Consider the following 18,526-nt stretch of genomic DNA (forward strand, 5'->3'; position numbering starts at 1 on the left):
AATCAGACTTTTTCGCAAGACCGGCGGAGCCAGGCGGCGTAGACTTCTTCGGTGATTTCGCTGGCGGCCAGCTGCAGCGTGTAGGCCAGACGCTCTGCCATCGGCGCGGCCATCTTCCAGCCATTGGCCTCCAGGAAAAGCAGCGCGGCGAGGAAGCCGATGCGCTTGTTGCCATCCAGGAAGGGGTGGTTCTTGATGAGGCCGCCCGCATAGAGCGAGGCGAGCGTGAAGAGATCCGTCTCGCCATAGGACCAGGCATTCAGCGGCCGGGCCACGGCGCTTTCAAGCAAGCCGGGATCGCGCGTGCCAGGAAGCCCGCCATGCAGCTCAATCTGCCGGTCGTGTAGACGCACCAACAGATCCAGCGGCAGCCAAACGGGCTCGCTCATTTCGCCAGCGCCCGCAGGACCTCGCGGTTCTCCTCCATGATCCGCTCGGCCATCTGCATCAGCTTGTCGACCTCTTCATCGGAGATGGAGAGCTTCACGCCGGTTTCAGTGGGAACGACATCCAGCGTGTCGCCCTCTTTCACCTTCAGCTGGTCCAGCACTTCCTTGGGCAGCACGACGCCGAGAGAGTTGCCGATCTTGCGGATTTTCAGCTTGGTCATGGGGGCCTCCTGATGGAATAACATGCGTTATAACATGGGGGCGCATTTCTGGGAACCAGGGGCGCCCGGCGCGGTCATCTGGCAGCCAATTCCGGACACCTAATGGACACTTCCGGACAGTTTCGGACATTCCCGGACAAAACCGGACACGCCCCGCGTCACTTCAGGCGCGAGAGGAGGTCTTCGCGGGACAGGCGGAAGCCGGATGCGATCCAGGCCTCTTCCAGGGTGTGGAGCCGCTTGCCGATGTCGGGGCCCTTGAGCCCGGCGGCGAGGGCATCATCGCCGCCGATGGGGAAGACCGGGCGCGTCCACGCGGACTTGTCCTGCAGGATTGGGGCGAGCTTGTCCTCTCCCCCGCTGGCCGCCTCGATCAGGGCGCGGTCGAGCACGGCCTGGGGGGTGAAACGGTAGAAGGCTTCCCGCCGGGCGCTCTGGCCGAGGCCGAGCATGTGGCCGAGGGCTGGATCGGCCCAGGCGTGAAGCCGGGCGGCTTCCTGATTGGAGAGGCGCAGGGCGCTGGCCGCCTCCGACATGTTGCTTGGGCGGCGGGGCAGCATCGCCATCAGGCGCTGCATCGGATCTGCGGCCAAGCCATGGGCGGCCTCGACTTCGATCAGCCCCGGCAGAAAGGCCGCTGTGGCGCCCGGCAGGAGGATGCCCATCACGCCGGCCTCTTCCATCGCCATCAGGGCGGTTGACGGGTCGGGGGCCGCGAGGGTGCGCTTCAGCTCCTTCCAGATCCGTTCGGCGGCAATCTTCTTCAGGCCTTCGCGCTGGCGGGCGCAGGCCGCCTGACCGGCCTCGTCAATGCCGGCGCCGTACCAGGCATTGAAGCGGTAGAAGCGCAGGATGCGCAGATAGTCCTCGATCAGGCGCTGATCGGCCTCGCCGATGAAGATGACGCGCCCGGCGATGGCGTCCTCGATCGAGCCGGGGACGACTTCGTAAAGCTGCCCCTCCGGCCCGGCATAGATGGCGTTCATACGGAAATCGCGGCGGGCGGCATCCTCTGCCCAGTCTTGCGTGAAGGCGACCACGGCGCGGCGGCCATCGGTTTCGACATCCCGGCGCAGGGTGGTGACCTCGATGGGCACGCCCTTGTAGAAGGCGGTGACGGTGCCGTGTTCGATGCCGGTGGGGATGACGCGGATACCGGCAGCCTCCAGCGCGGAAACGGTTTCAGGCGGTGTCAGCTGGGTGGCGATATCGACATCATCAGCAGGCAGGCCGCGCAGCGTGTTGCGCACCGACCCGCCGACATAGCGCGAGGCGTCTTTGCGGGCCGCTTCCAAAGCGGCCATCACGGCCCGGCTTGACGGCGCCTCCAGCCAGTCTGCCGTGATCCGCTCAGCTCGGGTCATCGGCAGGCGGGGTCTCGGCGGGCTTTGCCGGAGGGGTGAGGCGTCCGCGCTGCAGACCGACATCTTCGGTATGGCGCTCGCACGGATAGGTGCGCTGGGGGATCAGCTGGCCGTTTTCAAAACGCGCAGGCTCCACACACATGTCACGCTCGCGCGGCTCCAGCGCGATCAGCACGAACCAGGCGATGGTGGCCAGGCCGAGGCCGATGGCGAACAGCATCTGGATTGGCCATTTGCGCTTGCCAGCCTCTTCGGCCGAGCGGGTCGCAAGCGTGTAGATGCCGAACACGAGGAAAGGCAGCGAGAATATGAAGACTTCAAACAGCAGGCGTCCGGCCATGTCGGTGCTTTTCCCCGCAACTCTTCCAAGGCTTACATAAGGCGCTGAAGGAGTTTGAGAAACCCTGAAGGGGGCGGCGGGGCCGGCATAAGGCGCTCAACGGCGCTCAATTTCGTGCCGCGCCGCTTCCACCAGAAAGGCAGACCGGGTCAGGCCACGCTCGCGGGCAGCCGCATCAATGGCCTTCAACATGCCTTTGTCGAGGCTGATATTGGCGCTGACCTGACGGGCTTCGTTTTCGATGAAGGGGACAGAAATAAGATAGCCGCCTTGCAATATCGCCCGCCGGATATCCGGGTCCGCAGTCATTTCAGCTGCGGAACGCGCGAGCGGCGCAACGCCGCCTTCCAGATGCAGGGCCAGCGCTTCAATGGCGTTTTTCATGATGTCTTCTTCAACGTCAGCAGCGGAGAAGCAGCCGGGAACATCGGGAAAGGTAATGCCGAAGGCAGAGCCTTCCTCTTTTTCCACGAGGGCGAGATAGCGCTTCATATGTCATTCTCCTCTAGCCATCCTGCCGCTCTGGCGATGGCACGGGCCGTGCCTGTCGGCAGGTCTTTCTTTGGGTGCGGCACCGTCAGGGTCTGGCCGTCTTTCGTAAACTGATGGTGGGAGCCGCTGGTCCGGGCGAGTGTCCAGCCCTCTTTTTGAAGGCGCTGGAGAATTTTCCGGCTGTTGCGCTCTATCCCCATGCGCAGAATATTGCGCATAGAGAGTCAAAAATCAACTATTTTGCGCAATTATATGCGCAAAATGATCAGTCACTTTCGTAGAGGGTCTGGTAGAGGCGGCGGATGATGCCGGCGGTGACGCCCCAGATACGGTAGCCATTATACGGCATCTCGTAATATTCGCGGTGGATGCCTTTGTAGAAGGCCGTGCCGGTCTGGTAGCTCTTGGGGTTCATCAGGAGTTCGAGCGGCGTCTCGAAGATGGCGGCAACCTCGCCCGGCTCTGCAACGGGCACGAAATCATGCGGCAGCAGGCCAACGACCGGGGTGATGCGGTAGCGCGTGCCGGTGATGTAAGGCGAGGCCTTGCCCAGTACATCGACCTCTTCGCGCCGGGCGCCGACTTCTTCTTCGGCCTCGCGCAGGGCGGCGGCCACTTCATCCAGATCAATCGGGTCCACCTTGCCGCCGGGCAGCGCGACCTGGCCGGCATGGTCTGCCATCGTGGTGGGGCGCAGGGTGAGGAGCGCGGTGGGGCCTTCCTTGCGCGGGATGACGCCGAAGAGGACAGCGGCCGGGCGGATGATGGCGACTTCCTCGGGTGTGAGGAAATCCATGTCGCCCATTTCGCTGAGGCGCCCCTGCCCCGCAGGCGGGTCGAGCTTGGCGGTGACGCGCTCTACAAAGTCATCAAGGTTGCGAAAGGACATCGGGGGCCTATGCCGCAGGACCGAGCGGAAAGAAAACCCCTTTGCTCCAGACGCCGAGCAGGTTCTCGTTGTCCGGGGCGGGCTCGGCCAGCTCTACCAGCTCATAGAACACAGGCCGCGCGATCTTGGCCTCGAGGCGGCCGCGCACGAGGACGTAAGGCGCAGGCTCGCCCGTTTCGGGGTGTGTTTCGACGCGGATGGGGCGGTCCGGCCCGGCAATGCTTACGTCGCCCACCGTGGTGACGAAGCCGATTTCCTGCTGCCGGCCCGGCGTGCCCAGCACATCCATGCGGCCGGCCAGGAAGGGCGCGTCTTCGACATGCACGATCACTTTTTCGTATGGCGTGACGAGGAAAGTCTGCCCATCGCCGTCCTTGCGCAGGATGCGGGCGAAGAGTTTGACGAGGCTGGCGCGCTTGATTTCGCCGCCTTCATGCCACCAGCTGCCATCGGCGCGGATTTCCATGCCGATATCCTTCACCCCGGCGGGATTCCATGTCTCCACAGGGGGTAACTCAGCACCAAACTTGCCTTCCGGCAGGATGGCCTTAAGCGTTTCCTCAACGCTCAGAATTGTGCCGGGACTGGATGTCACATCTTTCTCCGCCAAAATGACGCCTTAGACATAGGGCTGATAGCCAGAGACGTGAAGCCGGAGGCACCTCTACACATGGCCGATACCACAGTGAACACCGAAAGCCCCGTAGCCGACGCAGAGGCCGCCGCCGAAGCCCTGGGCCGGGTGAAGGCCGAGATCGGCAAGGCCGTGTTTGGCCAGGAGAAGGTGGTGGAGCTGTCGCTCGCCGCCGTGCTGGCCGGCGGGCATGCCCTGCTGATCGGCGCGCCGGGCCTCGCCAAGACGCGGCTGGTAGAGGCGATGGGCACCGCGCTGGGCCTGGCCAATCAGCGCATCCAGTTCACGCCTGACCTCATGCCGTCTGACATTCTCGGCTCCGAAGTGCTGGACGAGAGCCCTTCGGGCGAGCGCAGCTTCCGCTTCATCAAGGGGCCGGTGTTTACCCAGCTTCTGATGGCCGACGAGATCAACCGCGCCTCGCCCCGCACCCAGTCTGCGCTGCTTCAGGCGATGCAGGAGAAGCATGTAACCGTGGCCGGCGCCCGGCACGATCTGCCCGCGCCCTTCCATGTGCTGGCCACCCAGAACCCGATCGAGCAGGAGGGCACCTATCCCCTGCCCGAAGCCCAGTTGGACCGGTTCCTGCTGAAGGTGGACGTCGCCTATCCTGACCTCGACACCGAGCGGCGCATCCTGATCGAAACGACCCGCGGGGGCGAGGCGCCGGTGAAGGCGGCGCTGAACGCCGCCGAGCTTCTGAAGATCCAAGCGCTGGTGCGCCAGATGCCGGTGGGCGAGAAGCTGGTGGCGACGATCCTGACGCTGATCCGCGAGGCGCGGCCGGAGCAGACATCGGATGCGCGCGTGAAGCGGCTGGTCGATTGGGGGCCATCGCCGCGGGCCGGACAGGCGCTGATGCTGGCGGCACGCGCGCGGGCGCTGCTGCGCGGGCGGCTTGCCCCGTCGATGGAGGATATTGAGGCGCTGGCTGATCCCTGCCTCGGGCACCGGATGGCGATGCGCTATGACCCGACCGGGGACGCGCCGAAACTCAGTGAGCTGATCAATGATCTGGTGAGGAAGGCTGCATGAGCTTTCGTTTTGCTGCGGGGGCCATCGCGGTTCTTGCGGCATCTTGCAGCGCCACGCCACCGTTCCCGGAGGCAGCGCCGGCGGTAAGCCGTACCGACGCCATTGCCTGCAACGCCGTTCTCCTCAGAGCGGCCAATGAAGCCGACGCTCTGGCCGAACGGCGAGTGGAGCGGATGATGGTGATGCGGTTTGCCTCCTCTGAAGCTATGCAGGCCTATGAAGACGAAACACGCCGCCTGCGCCTTGCTGCGCTGCGTATGGGAGCCGCAATAGTGGACATTTCCAATGCCGCAGGCATGGAGCCCGATTATCGCTATGCGCCCGCCCATGCGATGGATGAAGAGAGCGTGTGGAGCTTGATAAAATCAGGCGATGCTTGCGCGTCAGAGCTTTTGAAATGACCCCTGCCGCCGACCTTCGCGCAGAGGCCGAGAGCCTGGCCCGGCAATTGCCGGGGCTGAACTTCAGGGCGGAAGCTTCTGAGGCCGCGCATATCGGCTCGGCCGGGCGGCGGCGCGCGGGGACGGGCGAGAATTTCTGGCAGTATCGCCGCTTTACCCAGGAAGACGCGCCGGGTCGGATCCACTGGCGCCGCTCGGCCAAGGGCACTGATCTTTATGTGCGCGAGAGCGAGCTGGAGACGGCGCGCACGGTCTTGTTCTGGGTAGATGACGCGCCGGGCTTTCGCTGGAAGGGCGCGGGCGACCTGCGCACCAAGGCGGAAGAAGCCACCCTCCTGATGCTGACGATGGCGATATTGATGTCCAAGGATGGCGAGCGGATTGGCGCGCTCGGCTCTGGCCGGACACCCAGCTTTGGCAAGCGCGCGGTGGACCGGCTGCTGGACGATCTCTCGCGCGGCACCAAGGGGCAGTTTCCGCCCCCACCCAAGGCGAGCGCGACGATGGTGGTGGCGTCTGACTTTTATGATCCGCCCTCTGAATGGCAGGCACGGCTGGGGCCGCTTGCCGGGCGCTGCCCCGAGGGCGTGCTGCTGGCGGTGTCGGCTCCGGTAGAGATTGCGTTTCCCTTTGAGGGGCGCACGAAACTCTCCCGACCCGGCAGCGGCGAGGAGCGCATTCTTGGCCGGGCCGAGACGATGCGCGAGGAATATATGCGCCGGTTTACCGAGCAGCGCGAAGCCCTTTCCAGCCTTGCCGCGCGGATGGGCTGGGCGCTGGTGACGCATGTGACCGGCAGCCCCGCGCTGTCCGGTGCCTCGCGCCTGAAGGCGGAGATTGAACGCTTCGGAGTGGCGCGGTGATGAGCAGAATATCTTCTGCCAAAGCCCCCTCTCCCTTTAGGGAGATGGGGTTGGGGGTGAGGGAGACGCAACGCTTCCCCATCACGCGACAGGTGTCGTTCTTTCCGAACGATTCGCGCAGAACCGCGCCGTCGCGCCCCCTCACCCCTACCCCTCTCCCCCAAGGGAGAGGGGATGAAGGACGGGTGGCCGCACCATGACAGCCATCGGACCTTTCCTGCTGGGCGCGCCGCTGGCGCTGTTTGCGCTGCTGGCGCTGCCGCTGATCTGGTGGGTGCTGCGGGCGACGCCGCCCGCGCCGAAGGAGGCCGAGCTTCCCTCGCTGCGCCTGCTGGAGGGGGCAGAGCCGGTGGAAGAGACGCCGGCACGCACGCCCTGGTGGGTATGGCTGATCCGTACACTGGCGGTGATTGCGGCGATCCTCGGCCTCTCCCAACCGGTCTGGGCGCCGGGGGCGCGGACGACCGAGACCGGCGGCGGGCCGCTGCTGATCGTGATCGACAATGGCTGGGCCTCTGCGCCGCGCTGGAGCGAACTGACCAATGCGGCGAGCGCCACGCTCGACGCGGGCGACCGCGACGGGGCGGTGCATCTCTTGCTGACCGCGCCGCGCCAGCTGAATGTGGACCCGGCCGAGCGCCTTTCCCGCGCCGACATGGCCAAGCGCCTCGCGAGCCTTGATCCCCAACCCTGGGCAACCGACCGGGCCGATGCCCTTGCCCAGCTGGATGCCTCAAAACTTGTTCCGGCACGGATATTCTATGCCAGTGACGGGCTGGAGACTGAAGGTGGCGCGGCGTTTGCGGCAGCGCTGGCCGCGCGCGCGCCGCTGACCGTGTTTGCCGCCCCACCCGAAGGCCCGGCCGTGATCACCGGGCTTTCAGCGCAGACCGATGCGGTGACCGTGCGCCTGGCGCGGGCGGGCACGCAGGGCAGCGCGCGGGCCTTTGTCTCGGCGCTGACGCAGGACGGCTCGGCGCTTGCCTCTGCCGAGGCGGTGTTTGCCGACGGCGAACGGGAGGCCGAGGCGCAGTTTTCCATTCCCGCCGCCGCCCTCGCCCGGATCGCGCGCTTTAATGTAACCGGGCGGGCGGGCGCGGGCACGGTATGGCTCTGGGATTCGGCCGAACGCACCCGCCGGGTTGGCATCGTCGACACCGGCACGGCGGCCCAGCCGCTGCTCTCCGACATGCATTATATCCGCAAGGCGCTGGAGCCATTCGCTTCGATCTCCACCGGGGATATCGAGACGCTGGTGGCGACGGCGCCGGACGCGATCATTCTTTCCGATGTCGGACAGATCCCGAAGGCTGATACCGAGCGGCTGACGCAGTGGGTGGAAAATGGCGGGGCGCTGATCCGCTTTGCCGGGCCACGCCTTGCCGCGCAGGGGGATGATCTCCTGCCGGTGGTGCTGCGCCGGTCTTCCCGCGCTATTGGCGGCGCGCTCGCCTGGGAGGAGCCGCAGGGCCTCGCCCCCTTCCCCGAGACTTCGCCCTTTGCAGGCCTGCCCGTGCCGGGCGACGTACGCGTGCGCCAGCAGGTGCTGGCGCGGCCCGAGCCTGACCTGGCGCGCAAGACCTGGGCGCGGCTGACTGATGGCTCCCCCCTCGTCAGCGCCGACAGCCGGGGCGACGGGACGCTGATCCTCTTCCACATCACCGCCGGGCCGGACTGGGGGGATCTCGCCTATTCCGGCGTGTTCGAACAGATGCTGCGCCGGGCCATCGCCGCCGGGCGCGGCGAAGCAGTGGAGGATGGCGACGGCACCTATATGCCTCAGCTTTCACTCGACGGATTTGGCCGTCTGACGCGGGCGAGCCCGAATGCCGCGCCGGTCAAGGCTTCCGAATTTGCCGGGTTGAAGCCCTCCGAAATCCATCCGCCGGGACTTTACCAGGGACCTTCCGGATCGCGCGCGCTGAACATTGGCGCAGGCGCCGCGCCGCGCCTGATGACGCAATGGCCAGCCTCGGCACGCCTGCTAGGGGACGCCGAAGCGCGCTCCCTGCGCCTCGCCGGGCCGATGCTGGCGATTGCGGCGGGCCTGCTGGCGCTGGACCTGTTCATTGCATTGTTCGTGGCCGGACGGCTGCGCGGGCTGACCCGCCGGGGCAAGGCGGCGGCCAAGACGACGGGTGGCGCGGCCGGCGCGCTGATCCTGGCTTTTGCCTTCCTGCCGGGCGATCCGGCCGAGGCGCAAGGCTATGAGTTGCGCCCGGATGGCAGCTATCGCGCGATCCCTTCACCCTCGACCCGCGTGGTACCCCTGCCCGCCGGCAAGGCGAGCCAGAAGGAAATCGAGGCGGCGCTCACGATGCGGTTTGGCTATGTCGAGACCGGCGACCGCGCGCTGAACGAGCGCACGCGGGCAGGCCTGCGCGGGCTTTCCAACATTCTCAACATGCGCACCTCGGTGGAGCCGGCAGAGCCACATGCGCTGAACCTGGAAACCGACGCGCTGGAGCTTTATCCACTGATCTTCTTCGTGGTGCCGGAAAATGCCGCGCCCCTGTCAGACCGGGCGGTGACGCGGCTCAACGCCTATCTGCGCGCAGGCGGGGCGCTGGTGATCGATACGCGGGCGGGCGGCGACCCGGCCGCGCAGACGGATGTTTCCCGGCTGGAAACCCTGCTGGCAGGCCTCGACGCGCCGCAGCTGCAGACCGTGCCGGACAATCATGTGCTTTCCCGCAGCTTCTATCTGATCAAGGATTATCCGGGCCGGTTTGCCGGACGGCGGCTCTGGATCGAGAAGACGGGCGAGCCCGGCGCCACGCGCGGCGACGGCGTCTCGCGCCTGTTCATTGGCGATGCTGACTGGGTGTCTGCCTGGGCCGTGGATGAGAATGGCCGCGACCTTTATTCCGTTGACGGAGGGCCCCAGCAGCGCGAGACCGCGCGGCGCTTTGGCGTCAACCTCGTGATGTATGTTCTGACCGGAAGCTACAAGGACGACCAGGTTCACATTCCCGCGCTGCTGCAGCGCCTGGGCGAGCCGCAGAATGGCACGCCCGAGCCACGCCTGCCCGGCCGCGTGCTGGATGGGGGGCCGCAATGACCGAAGCGGTGCGCCTCAGCCTTGAGCCTTTCCTGGGCTGGCCCCTGATCTGGGCGCTAATCGCGCTGACGGTGGCGGCATGGACGGCGTATTTTTTCCTGCGCGGGCGGGCCTGGCTGACGCGGGCGGTGGGCCTGCTGGTCGTATCCGCCGCCCTGCTCAACCCCACGCTGGTGCATGAGGAGCGTGAGCCGCTGCCGTCTGTGGCCGCGCTGATCCTCGACAAGTCCGAAAGCATGCAGTTTGGCGAGCGTGACCGGGCGGCGGCCGCTGCTTACGAAGCGCTGAAGGCAAAGCTCGCCGAGGATACGAGCCTGGAAGTGCGCACGCTGGAGACGAGCCCCGGCGACGATGGCACCTATCTTTATGGCGCGCTGGAAGGTCTGATGGCGGACGTTCCGCGCGACCGGATTGCCGGGGCGATCCTGGTGACAGATGGCCAGGTGCATGACCTGCCCGACCCGGCGCGCGTGGAAGCAATCATCGGCCCGCTGCACGGCGTGATCGCGGGGGACGAGGATCTGGGCGACCGGCGGATCGAGATCGTCAATGCGCCGAATTTCGGCATTGTGGGCGAGACAGCGACCCTGATCGTACGCGCTGAAGACCCGCGCGGCGGCACGATGGACCTCTCTGTTTCACTCAATGGTGGGGCGCCCGAGCGCGTGCGCGTGGAGGCGGGCAAGGATACGCCGGTGCCCATCGAGATCGAGCGGCGGGGCGAGAACATCGTCGTGATCGAGGCACCGCCCGGCCCGGAGGAGCTGACGCTGGCCAACAACCGCGCGGCCACCTCCATCGCCGGCGTGCGCGACCGGCTGCGGGTGCTGCTAGTGACGGGCAAGCCCAACCAGGCAGGGCGCGTGTGGCGCGACCTTCTGAAATCCGATCCGTCCGTGGACCTCGTTCACTTCACCATTCTGCGCCCGCCCTTCAAGGTGGATTATGCGCGGCCTGACGAACTGGCTCTGATCGAGTTTCCGACCGAGGAACTGTTCGAGCAGAAGCTCGCCGAGTTCGATCTCATCATCTTCGACCAGTATGAGCGCCAGGGCGTCATCACGCAGGCCTATCTTGCCAACATGTCCCGCTACGTGGCCGATGGGGGCGCGCTACTGATCGTGGCGGGGGAGCAGTTTGCCGGGCCGGCAAGCCTTGCGCGCTCGCCGCTCGCTTCCGTGCTGCCCGCCTCCCCCACCGGCGTGATCCGCACCGGCGAGTTCGTGCCGCAGCTGACAGGGCCGGGCAAACGCCATGCCGTGACCGCGCCGCTGGACGGGCAGCAATGGGGCGGCTGGATGCGCTATATCGAGGCCAATGCCGTGGGCGGCGATGTGCTGATGAGCGGGCCGGACGGGCGGCCACTGCTGATTGTTGACCGCGTGTCGAAGGGGCGCGTGGGGATGCTGATGTCTGACCAGATCTGGCTGTGGGCGAGCGGGCATGATGGCGGCGGGCCGTTTGCCGAGCTGATCCGCCGCGTGGTTCACTGGATGATGAAGGAGCCGGAGCTGGAAGAGCGCCGGCTGGCCCTGACCATCGAGGCCGGTGAAGCCAAGATCGAGCTGCGCACGCTGCTGGACGCGGCCCCGCCGCTGGAGGTGCAGACGCCGGAGGGCGAGGTGCTGACCCCGCGCTGGCGCGCGGCCGGGCCGGGGACGTTTACCGCCGAAGCGCCGGTCGAGGAGCTGGGCATCTACCGCGCGCGCTCGGGCGGGCTGGAGGCGATTGCACTGAGCGGGCCGGAAAACCCGAAGGAATATGCCAATCTCGAATCCACCACGGCGCTGATCGCGCCGGTGGCCGCGGCAACCGGCGGGGGCGTGTTCCGGCTGAATGAGGCGGGCACGAACATTCCCGACATTCGCCGGGTTGGGCCTCGTGGCAATGCCGCCGGAAACAACTGGCTGGGCCTGCGTGAGCGGGGGGCGTATGCTGTGCGCTCCTCCACCAGCCAGGGGCTGGTGCCGGGCATTCTGGCGGCGGGCCTCTTGGTGATCTTCCTGCTGCTGGCCTGGCGGCGCGAGGGGCGCTGAGGCCCCTTCTCTGCTCTAGGGCGGAAGCGCTGCGCCTGCCTGCTTCATCCGCTGGCGGACCATCCAGATGAGGATCAGCGGCGGGATGGCGGCCAGCGGGCTCAGCGAGAAATAAAGAGCAAAGCCGCCCATGGAGGAGCCGGACACACCCTGCAGCGCGGTGACCCCGAGCCCGGCAAAGCCGCCGAGGAAACCGCTGAGCAGAGACATCAGCGAGGAAAGCAGGGCGAATTGCGCGGCGGTGGCGATGGGATTGGTCAGGCGGCTGGCCCAGGCGACGATGGCCGCCATGGCGAGGCCGCCGCTGAAGCCTTCCACCACAGTGACACCCGCCCAGATGAGCTTCGAGCCGCCCGACAGGGCAAGGATGCAGAAACCGAGATTGGACAGCGCCGCGAGCGTGACGCCGATGGCCATGGCCGCCACCGTGCCAAAACGCAGGCCGATGAGCCCTGCGGCCACCACCCCGCCCAGCGTGGCGGGAAAGCCGATGGCGGTGCGCATGCCGGCAATCTCGGCGGTGGAAAAGCCAAGGTCTATATAAAGGGGCCCAACCATCGGGACGATCAAGCCATCGGGCAGGAAGAACAGAGCAATCAGCGGCAGGAAGACATAGAGGTTGCGGCCATGATCCTGCCAGAAAACCTTCACGGGACGGACGAGCGCGCCGCCGACAGACGCAAGGCCCGTCATCGGCTCGAAATGGCGCGGTTTCTGGGGCTCGCGCGCCAGCAGAAGCGCTGACAGGCCTGCGATGCCGCCGAGCGAGGCAAAGGCATATGCCATCTGCCAGCCGACGATGCCGGAGGCGGCCAACAGCGGCACATTGCCGAGGAAATAGCCCGAACGCAGGCCGAGGATATAGGCCGAGGCCATCAGATCCTGCTCTTCATCCCGCGCGCTTTCGATGCGCCAGGCATCGACCGCAATGTCCTGCGTGGCGGCGGCAAAGGAAGTGAGCATGGCAAAGCCGGCAAACACCGCGAGCCCGCCGGAGGGCCCGGTGAACGCCATGCCGAGAATGCCGAGGGTGACGAAGATCTGCCCAAGGAGCATCCAGGAGCGGCGATGGCCGAGCCGCTTACCGATGATGGGCAGCCGGATCCAGTCCACAAAGGGCGCCCAGAGGAATTTGGCGGAGACGAAAATTCCGACCCAGCCCATGAAGCCGATGGCGGTGAGCGCGATGCCTTCCTGCCGGAGCCAGTAGCCGAGCGTGACCCCGACCATCACCGGCGGCATGCCCGTGGCAATGCCGAAGACCATCGCGATGGCGACCTTCGGCTGGCGGAGTGATCCCAGAACTTCGCGCAGGCCGGCCTGTGGCCGTACCGGCTCGTCCTGGCCGGTCACAATGTCGGCCATACTTCCTCCCGAAGCGCAGCCGGCCAGCCCCTCGCCTCATGGGCGGGCGAGGTTTTTATGTGCGGTCTTTTGCGCTGGAGAAGAGTGTGTCAGCGGCTTTGAAAGCCTGCAAGCAGAAATCAGGGCGCCGTGACGAGGCCTTCGAGCAGGCTGGCATCACCTGCCAGATCGCGGATCATGACGCGCGACGGGTCCTGAGGGCCGGGGAAAGTCAGGCGGCCGCGCGGGGCGACGGTGAAGCCAACCTTGCCGAAGAGGCTGTGGGCACCGATCAGAATCGCAGCCGGCCAGCCAGCTTGCCTGCCGGCCTCGAGCGCGGCTTCGGTAATCTTCAGGCTGAGGAAGCTGCCGCGATAGGCCGGGTCCACGGCGACCGGGCCATAGAACAGCGCCGGCATGCGCGCGGGCCCGACGACCAGTGGCCAGACGCGGCAAACGCCGATCACTTTACCGTTGTCGAGGGCAACACGGTTCACCTCCGGCAGCGAGTGGGAATACTCGCGCAGGCGCTCTGCCGTCTTGGCAAAGTGGCCAGGGCCGAAGGTGACATCGAAGAGGGCTTCGATCGCCTCGGCATGCTGGCTGGGGGTTTCCGGTACAATCTCGATCATGGCGGCGCGCTCTAGGGCGCATTTGCCCGCCCCGCAAGCGCCTTGGTGTGAACGCCCGCCTGCCTTTGGTTTACGCCGGGCGGAAGCGCGCGTCGCGGTTCTCCAGAAGGGCGTAGGCGACATGTGCCTTCAGCGCTTCGGTCACGGCGACGGGGTCTCCGGCCAGCACCTCCGGCGGAATGGTCTCGCCAAAGGTCATCCGGAAACGGGCGCCGCGCTTGTTGAGGAGTTCGTTGAAGAGGGTGATGTCGCGCAGCTCGCCCGAGAGCTGAGAGAAAAGGTAGAAAAGATCGGAATTGCGCGCATCGAGATTGAGCGGGATGACCGGGGCGCCCTGCTTGCGGGCGAGGGCGACCACGGTGGGAAACCACGCCTTCTCGATCATCTGGCTCCCTTCCCTCCGCGCGAGCCGGCCGGAGGGGAAGATGACGACGCATTTCTCCTCGGCAAAGGCGGCGGCCGCGCGCTTCAGGGTTTCGCGTGTCTTGGCGGGCGAGCGTTTCTCCGCCACCCATTCGACCGGGATGATGACATCCTCAAAGCGCGGATTGACCCTTATCGCGTCCGCATTGGCGAAAAAGACGATATCCTGGCGCTTCTGTTTCAGGAGATCCCAGACGGCGATGCCGTCGGCGAGGCCGGTGGGATGATTCGCGGCAATGATGCAGCGGCCCTGCTGCGGCAGGCGGTCGAGGCCATCGGCGGAAATATTGAACGCCAATTGTTTTGAAAGCCGGTCAAAACTTTCTCTTCCCGTCAGCTGAACGAGCTCATCGGCCATCCGGCGGGCCTTTCCGTAACCCAGGATAGAATAAAGCAGCGGCCGGGCCACCGGCCAGGCCGGGCTGGCGCGCAGGCGGGGGCAGCGTTCCTGGATCAGCACATCGACGATATGCGTGTCATTGCGCCCTGCTTCGGGCAGAAATGCCGATTGTGCAGCAGGCGCAACAGGATGGGGGACCGGTTCGTCCGTCATAGAGCGTGAGTTTCCTTCCACCCCAAATAGGTGTGCGGGAAGCATAGAGCCGCCCGGCGAAATCGGAAAGATGGAGGTTTTTCGCGGTCGCCAGCCCTGAAATCCATCGGAATTTCAATACTTCGGAAAGTTTCGCTTTACCAAGACGCAAGACGAGCGTGGCATTGTGAACATCAGACGGGCAGCGGCTTAACACCTCTTACCCCGCTGCCATTCAAAAACATCCAATGGGGTTGAGTTTCATGAAGGTGCTTTGGATCGAAGATCACGAGCCGGTGCGTACGATGCTGGCGCATGCAGCCGACAAGGCCGCGCGCGCGCGTATTCCGGTGGATCTTGTCATGGCGGAAGGCCTGCTGGCCGCTGAGCGCCGCCTGCGCCTTGAGCGCTTTGATCTCGTGATCGTCGATCTGCAGCTGCCGGAAACCGGCGATGATGTGGATATGGCGGTCGCCCGCGTGGCCAATATGGGCAAGCACCGGATCGCGGTTGCCTCTTCCCGGCCGGAGCGCGACGAGGTGGTGTCTTCGGCAGCCCGCTGCGGCGCCAACATCCACCCGCAGGCGGTCTTCAAGGCGGGCCTCAACTTCAACCGCTTCATCCAGCGCCCTGAATCCTTCGAGGATTTCCTGCTGGAACTGATGCCGGCGGCCGGCGCGCGCAGCACCGTTCGCGCCGCCTGACGCGGCTGGGCGCTTGCCGCCCCATGGCCAGACTTGCTAAGCCGCCCGAAGGCCCTTCGGGCGGTTTTTACATCTGTTGGGAAAGACAAGCGGCGCATGGCAGACATCTTTTCCTACCCGGCCACACTGTCACTGATCGTGCTCAACGTGTTTGCCAGCCTGATTGCGCTGCGCAGCCCGGCCTTCAACGCGCAGAACATCCTGTGGGTCGGCCCGATGCGCGACCAGGGGGAATGGCACCGGCTGATCAGCTCGGGTTTCCTGCATGTGAACGGGTTTCACCTCTTCATCAACATGTACGGCCTCTACATGTTCGGCCCGGTGATCGAGCATGTGCTGGGGGGCGTGAACTTCCTGATCATCTATCTGGCCGCGCTGATCGGCGGCAGCGTCTGGGCCTATCTGTGGAACCGGTCCAATCCGGAATACCGCGCGGCGGGCGCTTCGGGCGCGCTATCGGGTATCATCCTGGCCTTCTGCATGATCGCGCCCTTCTCCACCCTCTTGTTTCTGTTCATCATTCCGATGTGGGGCATCGTGTTTGGCGTGGCCTTCGTGGTGCTGAGCTATATCTTCTCGCAGCGGGCCGACCGGATCATTGGCCATGAGGCGCATCTGGGTGGGGCGGTGGTGGGCATCGTGACAACCCTGCTGGTGGCGCCGGAAGTGTGGACGCGCTTCATGGCGCAGGTCGCCCAGAAGTTCGGCTGAAGGCGGCAGGGCAATGGGCGGTGTGCGCGCGAAGTATGAGGCGAAGGTGGCGAGCGGCGCGCTGTCGGTAGACCCCGCGCAGGCCGAGGCCGCCAATATCCTGGACGAGTTGGCAGCGCGCCTGGCCAATCCGCCAAAATCCGGCCTGTTTTCAAAGCCTCAGCCGATCCGCGGGGTGTATCTCTGGGGCGGCGTGGGCCGGGGCAAATCCATGCTGATGGACCTGTTCTTCGGCGAGGCCGTGACCCGGCCCAAGCGCCGGGTGCATTTCCATGAGTTCATGGCGCAGGTGCATGAGCGCCTCGGCATCTGGCGCAAGATGACGGACGCGGAGAAGAAGCGTTCGCCCTGGCGGGTGAAATCGGCCGGGGATGACCCGATCCCGCCGGTGGCCAAGCAGATTGCGGCAGAGGCGAAGCTGCTGTGCTTTGACGAGTTTCAGGTGACGCAGATTGCCGATGCGATGATCCTGGGGCGGCTGTTCGATCAGCTGTTCCAGAGGAATGTGACGGTGGTGGCGACGTCCAACCGCCACCCGGACGAGCTTTACAAGGATGGCATCAACCGACAGCTTTTCCTTCCTTTTATCAAGGAGTTGAAGGAGCGCTGCGCGGTGCTGGAGCTGGTATCGGCGCGCGATTACCGGCTGGACCGGCTGGTGGAGGCGCCCGTCTGGTATGCTCCGCTGAACGCCGCCAGCGCCGCCGCGCTGGACAAGGCCTGGGACCGGCTGACGCTGGGGGCCGAGCCGCAGCATTGCGTGCTGACGGTGAAGGGCCGCAAGCTGGAGGTGAGCCGCGAGGCCGCCGGGGTGGCGCGGTTTACCTTCGAGGAGCTGTGCGCGCGGCCGCTGGGCCCGATCGACTACCTTGCAATTGCTGGGACTTTTCACACGGTGATTCTGGAGGGCATCCCCCTGCTCTCTCCGGACAAGCGGAATGAGGCGATGCGCTTCATCAGCCTGATCGACGCCCTCTACGAGGCGAAGGTGAAGCTGGTGGCGAGCGCGGAGGCAGAGCCGGGCGCGCTTTACCCCGAAGGGGACGGAGCGTTTGAATTCGAGCGGACGGCGAGCCGGCTTTTTGAGATGAGATCGAAAGATTATTTAAGCCTCGAACGCCAGGATGTTGATCTGAGCTGAATGCTTTGAAAAACAAGGACATTTTTGGGACTTTCCGGGACCGGGGCGGGACAGGCCGTGACACCGGATGGACAAATCCGGACAGTTTTGGACAAATCCGGACACTTCCGGCACGGTGATGGCCACAACTTGCACTGCGCGGACGGTTTCTTACATTCCCTTCAGGACCGGCCCCAAAGTGCCCGGCCCGGAGCAGACAACACGAAGGTGTGAACCCGGCGGGAAACCCTTGGCCGGCCCTCTTCCACATGCCTGCCGCAATTCCTATTTATGCATCTGCGCGATGAATGAATTGCGCGCGCCTGGAGGCGACGCCGCCGCTGAGCGGGGCTAAGGTTTCAGGTGAGCCCCAAGGATGGGAACAGGCCGCCGCTCAAGGACGGGGCCGGTTCCGAGAAGGAGGAATGAACATGGCGAATGCGAACGCAAAAAGCTCCGTTGCCCTCAGCCCCGAACAGGGCATGAGCCGGTATCTGAGCGAAATCCGCAAATTCCCGATGCTCGAGAAGAATGAGGAATTCATGCTGGCGCGCCGGTGGCGCGACCATGAAGACACCGAAGCGGCCGAGAAGATGGTGACCTCCCACCTGCGCCTGGTGGCGAAGATTGCCATGGGCTATCGCGGCTATGGCCTGCCGATGGCCGAGGTGATTTCCGAAGGGAACGTCGGCCTGATGCAGGCGGTGAAGAAATTCGATCCCGACAAGGGCTTCCGCCTCGCCACCTATGCGATGTGGTGGATCCGCGCGGCCATTCAGGAATACATCCTGCGCAGCTGGAGCCTGGTGAAACTCGGCACCACGGCCGCGCAGAAGAAGCTGTTCTTCAACCTGCGCCGCCTGAAGGGCGAGATGCAGGCGCTGGAAGAAGGCGACCTGAAGCCCGAACAGGCCCGGCTGATCGCCGAGAAGCTGAACGTCACCGAAGACGAAGTGTATTCGATGAACGGGCGGATGAGCGGCTCTGACGCCTCGCTGAACGTGCCGATGGGCGCGGACGGCGACATGGAATGGCAGGACTGGCTCGCCGATGACGAGCCGGGCACGGCTGAAACCTTCGCCAACCGCCAGGAACTCGACGCGCGGATGGACCTGCTGACGCAGGCGATGGAAGACCTTTCCGAGCGCGAGCGCCACATCCTGACCGAGCGGCGCCTGATCGACGAGCCCAAGACGCTGGAAGAGCTGTCGGAGCAGTACAATGTCAGCCGCGAGCGCATCCGGCAGATTGAAGTGCGCGCCTTCGAGAAGCTGCAGAAGGCGATGAAGCGGATGGCCAAGGAACAGGGCCTGCCTGTGGGGGCGTGACCGGCGC

General features: G+C 65.5%; 20 protein-coding genes. 9 read left to right on the plus strand and 11 right to left on the minus strand.

Going from position 1 to position 18,526, the window contains the following annotated elements; all coding sequences use genetic code 11:
- Window positions 1-2 precede the first annotated feature (2 nt).
- The 8 genes from C0456_RS05135 to C0456_RS05170 all read right to left on the minus strand — a co-directional run bounded on the left by C0456_RS05135 (window position 3) and on the right by C0456_RS05170 (window position 4,290).
- Window positions 3-389: a type II toxin-antitoxin system death-on-curing family toxin gene (locus C0456_RS05135; protein WP_291049145.1), complete on the minus strand. Its 387-nt coding sequence runs from the start codon at window positions 387-389 to the stop codon at window positions 3-5.
- Complete coding sequence (locus C0456_RS05140) at window positions 386-610, minus strand: AbrB/MazE/SpoVT family DNA-binding domain-containing protein (protein WP_162546045.1); 225 nt, start codon at window positions 608-610, stop codon at window positions 386-388. Before C0456_RS05140 ends, C0456_RS05135 begins: the two co-directional genes overlap by 4 nt.
- 158 nt (window positions 611-768) lie before the next feature.
- Entirely contained in the window at window positions 769-1,974 is a 1,206-nt protein-coding gene (locus tag C0456_RS05145; protein WP_291049147.1) for a CCA tRNA nucleotidyltransferase, read from the minus strand.
- Complete coding sequence (locus C0456_RS05150; RefSeq protein ID WP_291049150.1) at window positions 1,961-2,314, minus strand: DUF6111 family protein; 354 nt, start codon at window positions 2,312-2,314, stop codon at window positions 1,961-1,963. The genes C0456_RS05145 and C0456_RS05150 overlap by 14 nt, the downstream gene beginning before the upstream one ends.
- A gap of 96 nt (window positions 2,315-2,410) precedes the next feature.
- Window positions 2,411-2,806, minus strand: coding sequence for a type II toxin-antitoxin system HicB family antitoxin (locus C0456_RS05155; protein ID WP_291049152.1), 396 nt, complete (start codon window positions 2,804-2,806; stop codon window positions 2,411-2,413).
- Window positions 2,803-3,024, minus strand: coding sequence for a type II toxin-antitoxin system HicA family toxin (locus tag C0456_RS05160; RefSeq protein WP_291049154.1), 222 nt, complete (start codon window positions 3,022-3,024; stop codon window positions 2,803-2,805). The genes C0456_RS05155 and C0456_RS05160 overlap by 4 nt, the downstream gene beginning before the upstream one ends.
- 47 nt (window positions 3,025-3,071) lie before the next feature.
- A complete protein-coding gene (locus tag C0456_RS05165; protein ID WP_291049156.1) occupies window positions 3,072-3,695 on the minus strand; it encodes a CoA pyrophosphatase in 624 nt (207 codons plus the stop codon).
- Window positions 3,696-3,702: 7 nt separating this feature from the next.
- On the minus strand, window positions 3,703-4,290 hold the full coding sequence (locus tag C0456_RS05170) for a DUF1285 domain-containing protein (protein WP_291049158.1): 588 nt from the start codon (window positions 4,288-4,290) through the stop codon (window positions 3,703-3,705).
- A 75-nt stretch (window positions 4,291-4,365) separates the two neighbouring features.
- On the opposite strand from C0456_RS05170, the gene C0456_RS05175 reads away from it, so the two are divergent.
- The 5 genes from C0456_RS05175 (at window position 4,366) to C0456_RS05195 (ending at window position 11,725) form a co-directional block, all read left to right on the plus strand.
- Complete coding sequence (locus tag C0456_RS05175; RefSeq protein ID WP_291049161.1) at window positions 4,366-5,364, plus strand: MoxR family ATPase; 999 nt, start codon at window positions 4,366-4,368, stop codon at window positions 5,362-5,364.
- The gene (locus C0456_RS05180; RefSeq protein ID WP_291049163.1) at window positions 5,361-5,765 is read left to right on the plus strand and encodes a hypothetical protein; all 405 of its coding nucleotides are present in this window, start codon (window positions 5,361-5,363) and stop codon (window positions 5,763-5,765) included. Before C0456_RS05175 ends, C0456_RS05180 begins: the two co-directional genes overlap by 4 nt.
- Window positions 5,762-6,628 carry a DUF58 domain-containing protein gene (locus C0456_RS05185; RefSeq protein ID WP_291049165.1) on the plus strand — a complete coding sequence of 289 codons (867 nt, stop codon included), beginning with the start codon at window positions 5,762-5,764 and terminating at the stop codon, window positions 6,626-6,628. Before C0456_RS05180 ends, C0456_RS05185 begins: the two co-directional genes overlap by 4 nt.
- A 196-nt stretch (window positions 6,629-6,824) precedes the next feature.
- Window positions 6,825-9,689, plus strand: coding sequence for a DUF4159 domain-containing protein (locus tag C0456_RS05190; protein ID WP_291049167.1), 2,865 nt, complete (start codon window positions 6,825-6,827; stop codon window positions 9,687-9,689).
- Entirely contained in the window at window positions 9,686-11,725 is a 2,040-nt protein-coding gene (locus C0456_RS05195; protein ID WP_291049170.1) for a hypothetical protein, read from the plus strand. Before C0456_RS05190 ends, C0456_RS05195 begins: the two co-directional genes overlap by 4 nt.
- A 15-nt stretch (window positions 11,726-11,740) precedes the next feature.
- On the opposite strand, the gene C0456_RS05200 is transcribed toward C0456_RS05195, so the two are convergent.
- The 3 genes from C0456_RS05200 to C0456_RS05210 all read right to left on the minus strand — a co-directional run bounded on the left by C0456_RS05200 (window position 11,741) and on the right by C0456_RS05210 (window position 14,677).
- Window positions 11,741-13,090 carry an MFS transporter gene (locus C0456_RS05200; RefSeq protein ID WP_291049173.1) on the minus strand — a complete coding sequence of 450 codons (1,350 nt, stop codon included), beginning with the start codon at window positions 13,088-13,090 and terminating at the stop codon, window positions 11,741-11,743.
- Between the two features lie 119 nt (window positions 13,091-13,209).
- A complete protein-coding gene (locus C0456_RS05205; protein WP_291049176.1) occupies window positions 13,210-13,701 on the minus strand; it encodes a GNAT family N-acetyltransferase in 492 nt (163 codons plus the stop codon).
- 70 nt (window positions 13,702-13,771) lie between these two features.
- A complete protein-coding gene (locus C0456_RS05210) occupies window positions 13,772-14,677 on the minus strand; it encodes a GNAT family N-acetyltransferase (protein ID WP_291049178.1) in 906 nt (301 codons plus the stop codon).
- 242 nt (window positions 14,678-14,919) lie between these two features.
- On the opposite strand from C0456_RS05210, the gene C0456_RS05215 reads away from it, so the two are divergent.
- From C0456_RS05215 to rpoH, 4 genes are all read left to right on the plus strand, one after another.
- The gene (locus tag C0456_RS05215) at window positions 14,920-15,360 is read left to right on the plus strand and encodes a response regulator (RefSeq protein WP_291049180.1); all 441 of its coding nucleotides are present in this window, start codon (window positions 14,920-14,922) and stop codon (window positions 15,358-15,360) included.
- 96 nt (window positions 15,361-15,456) lie between these two features.
- Complete coding sequence (locus C0456_RS05220; protein WP_291049182.1) at window positions 15,457-16,071, plus strand: rhomboid family intramembrane serine protease; 615 nt, start codon at window positions 15,457-15,459, stop codon at window positions 16,069-16,071.
- Window positions 16,072-16,084: 13 nt separating this feature from the next.
- Window positions 16,085-17,212, plus strand: a complete 1,128-nt coding sequence (zapE, locus tag C0456_RS05225; RefSeq protein ID WP_291049185.1) for a cell division protein ZapE — start codon at window positions 16,085-16,087, stop codon at window positions 17,210-17,212.
- Window positions 17,213-17,622: 410 nt separating this feature from the next.
- Entirely contained in the window at window positions 17,623-18,519 is an 897-nt protein-coding gene (rpoH, locus tag C0456_RS05230; RefSeq protein WP_291049187.1) for an RNA polymerase sigma factor RpoH, read from the plus strand.
- Window positions 18,520-18,526: the final 7 nt, after the last annotated feature.

It is taken from the genome of Hyphomonas sp. (genome assembly GCF_013823385.1).
Taxonomy (GTDB): domain Bacteria; phylum Pseudomonadota; class Alphaproteobacteria; order Caulobacterales; family Hyphomonadaceae; genus Hyphomonas.

What these genes read in the sequence shown, in the direction of transcription:
- C0456_RS05135 (WP_291049145.1), bottom strand. Translation starts at nt 389, where the DNA reads ATGAGCGAGCCCGTTTGGCTGCCGCTGGATCTGTTGGTGCGTCTACAC.
- C0456_RS05140 (WP_162546045.1), bottom strand. Translation starts at nt 610, where the DNA reads ATGACCAAGCTGAAAATCCGCAAGATCGGCAACTCTCTCGGCGTCGTG.
- C0456_RS05145 (WP_291049147.1), bottom strand. Translation starts at nt 1,974, where the DNA reads ATGACCCGAGCTGAGCGGATCACGGCAGACTGGCTGGAGGCGCCGTCA.
- C0456_RS05150 (WP_291049150.1), bottom strand. Translation starts at nt 2,314, where the DNA reads ATGGCCGGACGCCTGCTGTTTGAAGTCTTCATATTCTCGCTGCCTTTC.
- C0456_RS05155 (WP_291049152.1), bottom strand. Translation starts at nt 2,806, where the DNA reads ATGAAGCGCTATCTCGCCCTCGTGGAAAAAGAGGAAGGCTCTGCCTTC.
- C0456_RS05160 (WP_291049154.1), bottom strand. Translation starts at nt 3,024, where the DNA reads ATGCGCAATATTCTGCGCATGGGGATAGAGCGCAACAGCCGGAAAATT.
- C0456_RS05165 (WP_291049156.1), bottom strand. Translation starts at nt 3,695, where the DNA reads ATGTCCTTTCGCAACCTTGATGACTTTGTAGAGCGCGTCACCGCCAAG.
- C0456_RS05175 (WP_291049161.1), top strand. Translation starts at nt 4,366, where the DNA reads ATGGCCGATACCACAGTGAACACCGAAAGCCCCGTAGCCGACGCAGAG.
- C0456_RS05180 (WP_291049163.1), top strand. Translation starts at nt 5,361, where the DNA reads ATGAGCTTTCGTTTTGCTGCGGGGGCCATCGCGGTTCTTGCGGCATCT.
- C0456_RS05185 (WP_291049165.1), top strand. Translation starts at nt 5,762, where the DNA reads ATGACCCCTGCCGCCGACCTTCGCGCAGAGGCCGAGAGCCTGGCCCGG.
- C0456_RS05190 (WP_291049167.1), top strand. Translation starts at nt 6,825, where the DNA reads ATGACAGCCATCGGACCTTTCCTGCTGGGCGCGCCGCTGGCGCTGTTT.
- C0456_RS05195 (WP_291049170.1), top strand. Translation starts at nt 9,686, where the DNA reads ATGACCGAAGCGGTGCGCCTCAGCCTTGAGCCTTTCCTGGGCTGGCCC.
- C0456_RS05200 (WP_291049173.1), bottom strand. Translation starts at nt 13,090, where the DNA reads ATGGCCGACATTGTGACCGGCCAGGACGAGCCGGTACGGCCACAGGCC.
- C0456_RS05205 (WP_291049176.1), bottom strand. Translation starts at nt 13,701, where the DNA reads ATGATCGAGATTGTACCGGAAACCCCCAGCCAGCATGCCGAGGCGATC.
- C0456_RS05210 (WP_291049178.1), bottom strand. Translation starts at nt 14,677, where the DNA reads ATGACGGACGAACCGGTCCCCCATCCTGTTGCGCCTGCTGCACAATCG.
- C0456_RS05215 (WP_291049180.1), top strand. Translation starts at nt 14,920, where the DNA reads ATGAAGGTGCTTTGGATCGAAGATCACGAGCCGGTGCGTACGATGCTG.
- C0456_RS05220 (WP_291049182.1), top strand. Translation starts at nt 15,457, where the DNA reads ATGGCAGACATCTTTTCCTACCCGGCCACACTGTCACTGATCGTGCTC.
- zapE (WP_291049185.1), top strand. Translation starts at nt 16,085, where the DNA reads ATGGGCGGTGTGCGCGCGAAGTATGAGGCGAAGGTGGCGAGCGGCGCG.
- rpoH (WP_291049187.1), top strand. Translation starts at nt 17,623, where the DNA reads ATGGCGAATGCGAACGCAAAAAGCTCCGTTGCCCTCAGCCCCGAACAG.